The sequence below is a fragment of the Mycobacterium sp. URHB0044 genome (assembly GCF_000620625.1).
Lineage (GTDB): Bacteria > Actinomycetota > Actinomycetes > Mycobacteriales > Mycobacteriaceae > Mycobacterium.
Window position 1 is genome coordinate 1 of the sequence record NZ_JIAW01000040.1, and the last position, 3,112, is coordinate 3,112.

Below are 3,112 nucleotides of genomic sequence, written 5' to 3' on the forward strand. Positions count from 1 at the left end.
CCGGCGAGCCGGTCGGGTTCGCCCAGCGGATGGAATCCGTGGCGCCCCCTGGCGGGGTGATGCTGTCCGAGTCGACCGCACGGCTGGTCGAACACGCCGTGGTGCTGGCCGAACCCGAGTGGGTGCGCATCAAGGGGGCCGACGAACCGGTGCGCGCCCGCCGGCTGGTGGGAATCAAGACGTCGGATCGCCTGGTCGGGCGCGCCGAGGGGGCCCTGGTTGGTAGGCGCTGGGAGATGGCGGCTTTCGACGCGATTGCAGAGCGCGGGATCGGTGGCCGTGGTGAGGTCTTGAACGTGGTGGGGCCGCCGGGCATCGGCAAGTCCCGGGTCGCGCGGGAGGCTGCGACGCTGGCTGCCGCGCGCGGGATGGAAGTGTTTTGGACCTTCTGCGAGTCGCATGCGCGTGACGTTCCGTTCTATGCCGTCACGCGGCTGCTACGCGCGGGCAGCGGCGTGGCCGACCTGGACGGCGAAGCCGCCCGCGCGCAGTTACGGGCAGCCACGCCGTCCGGTGCCGACCCCAAGGATCTGCTGCTGCTTGATGATCTGCTCGGCATCGCCGACCCCGATACCGCACTGCCCCAAATCGACCCGGACGCGTGGCGGCGCCGGTTGACCGCGTTGCTCAACGCCGTGTCGCTGGCGCGCACCGAACCGGCGCTGTTCATCATCGAGGATGCGCACTGGATCGATGCGATCAGCGAGTCGATGCTGGCCGACCTGCTCACCGTCATTCCGCGCACCCAGTCGATGGTGCTCATCACTTCCCGCCCCGAATACGAGGGAGCGCTGACGCGGGCGCACGGCGCGCAGACCATAGCGCTTGCCCCACTGGCCGATTCCGACACCACAGCGCTGCTGGGTGAATTGCTGGGGTCGGATTCCTCGGTCGGCGGGCTGGCGGCGATCATCGCCGACCGGGCCGCCGGGAACCCGTTCTTCGCCGAGGAGATGGTGCGCGAGTTGGCCCAGCGCGGCGTGTTGACCGGTGAGCGCGGCGATTACGCCTGCCGCACGGATGTCGCCGACGTCGCCGTGCCCGCCACCGTGCAGGCAGCCATCGAGGCGCGCATCGACCGCCTCAGCACCCCGGCCAAGCAGACATTGAATGCGGCGTCGGTGATCGGCGCCCGCTTCGGCGCTGAACTCCTGGCCGCGCTTGGCATCGACGCGGCGTTCGACGAGCTGCTCAGCGCCGAGGTAATCGATCAGGTGCGGTTCACTCCCAGCCCCGAATACGCCTTCCACCACCCGCTGATCCGCGCAGTGGCCTACGAATCGCAGTTGAAATCCACTCGCGCCCAATGGCATCGGCGCCTCGCCACCGTGATCCAAGAGCGTGGCCCGGATACGGCCGACGAGAACGCGGCGCTGATCGCCGAGCACCTGGAGGCAGCCGGAGAGCTGCGCGCGGCCTATGGCTGGCACATGCGCGCCGCCGCGTGGTCGGCCAACCGTGACGTCGACGCTGCCCGGGCCTGTTGGGAACGGGCACGCCGCATCGCCGATGCACTGACTGACGACGACCCCGACCAGGTGTCGATGCGCATTGCCCCCCGAACCATGCTGTGCGCCACCGTCGGGTTTGGCCCAGCAGTCCAGGAAGGCCGGGACCGATTCGCGGAGTTGCGGGAGTTGTGCAGTACGGCCGGGGATAAGGTCTCGCTGGCCATCGGCATGACCGGGCTGGCCACCGGGCTCTGCTACGCCGGGCGTTCGCGTGAGGGCTCGCGTGTGGCATCCGAACAAATGGCGCTGCTCGAGTCGATCGGCGATCCCACCTTGACCGTGGGGTTGGCGTTCGTAGCGTTCGCCAACTGGTTCGATGCCGGTGACTTTGGCGAGCTCTTGCGCTGGACGCAGACCGTCATCGATCTAGCCGCCGGTGACCCCGCCAAGGGCGCCGCCTTCGGTGTGGGATCCCCGCTGGCCGCCGCGTTGGCATGGCGCGGCGTTGCTCGGTGGTGGCTGGGCCGTCCCGGCCGGCGCGAAGACCACCACGACGCCGTCGTGATGGCGCGAAATAGCGGCCCGACAATCCTCGCCGGTGTCGTCGCCTGGACCTACGGTTTGGAAATACAGTTCGGGGTGCTTCGGGCCGATGACTCGGCGCTGCGCGCGAGCGAGGAAGCGATGCAAGCCGCCGAGGGGACCAGCAACGATGTTGCACTGAGCTTGTCCAAGTACGCGCTAGGTGTCGCGCTGCTGAATCGGGACGCCGCGGCCGACCGGCATCGCGGGCTGGAGCTGATGGTGCAGGTCCGCGAGTTTTGGCGCGAGCGTGTTCCCTTCCTGCTTCCGGTCACCGAGGTGTGGGCCGCCCGGGAGCGGGCCAGCCGCGGCGAGCGCGACGCTGCCATTGCGGTGATACGCCAAGCCGTCGACGAGCTGCACGAGGCGGGACGGCTCGGGGGGTATGGCGTTTGGGTAACCGGCGTTCTGGCGGAGACGCTGCTGGGGCGCGGCGTCGAGAGTGATCTGGCCGAAGCCCAAGACGCGATCGACCGCTTGGTGAACCTGAGGGCCGATCGAGATTCGGCGATGCTGGACGTCATGTTGCTGCGGCTGCGCGCGTTGCTGGTCCGAGCCCGCGGCGATGATGCGGCCTACCGTGAATTGGCGAGGCGCTATCGCGACATGGCGGAATCGCTTGGCTTCGAAGGACACATAGCCTGGGCCGAGGCGATGATCGAGGAAGGTCGATAGCCCCCCGGATTGCGATGAGTCGTCGTATCGCGGACGCGATTGAACGCCAGCCTCCGCATCCAAGGCTGGAGCCCCTTGACGCCGAGGGCAATAACACCGTTCTTCGCTGGTAAACGCCCTAGTGTTGGGCAAGCGGGTGAACGACCCGAGATCGGTGGTATTCGGATGACGGCGGGCGTGGCGTGTTGGTCATGCGGCACCGGCCTGCGGGATAACGCCAAGTTCTGCGACACGTGCGGGTCACAGCTGATCGCAGTCGACAAAGCGAAGTACAAGCAGGTGACGGTGCTGTTCGCCGACGTGGTGCGTTCGATGGACGTCGCGGCTGCCTTGGACATCGAGCGGTTGCGCGAGGTCATGACCGAAGTCGTGGAGCGTTCGGCCGCGGTGATAACCCGCTACGG

Annotated in this window: 2 protein-coding genes; both read left to right on the top strand. The window is 68.0% G+C overall.

Going from position 1 to position 3,112, the window contains the following annotated elements; genetic code table 11:
* On the top strand, positions 1–2,708 hold a 2,708-nt coding region (locus N536_RS0135780), incomplete at its 5' end, for an AAA family ATPase (RefSeq protein WP_029117998.1).
* Positions 2,709–2,873: 165 nt separating this feature from the next.
* Positions 2,874–3,112 (top strand): zinc ribbon domain-containing protein (locus tag N536_RS0135785; RefSeq protein ID WP_029117999.1); only part of this gene is annotated, 239 nt, incomplete at its 3' end.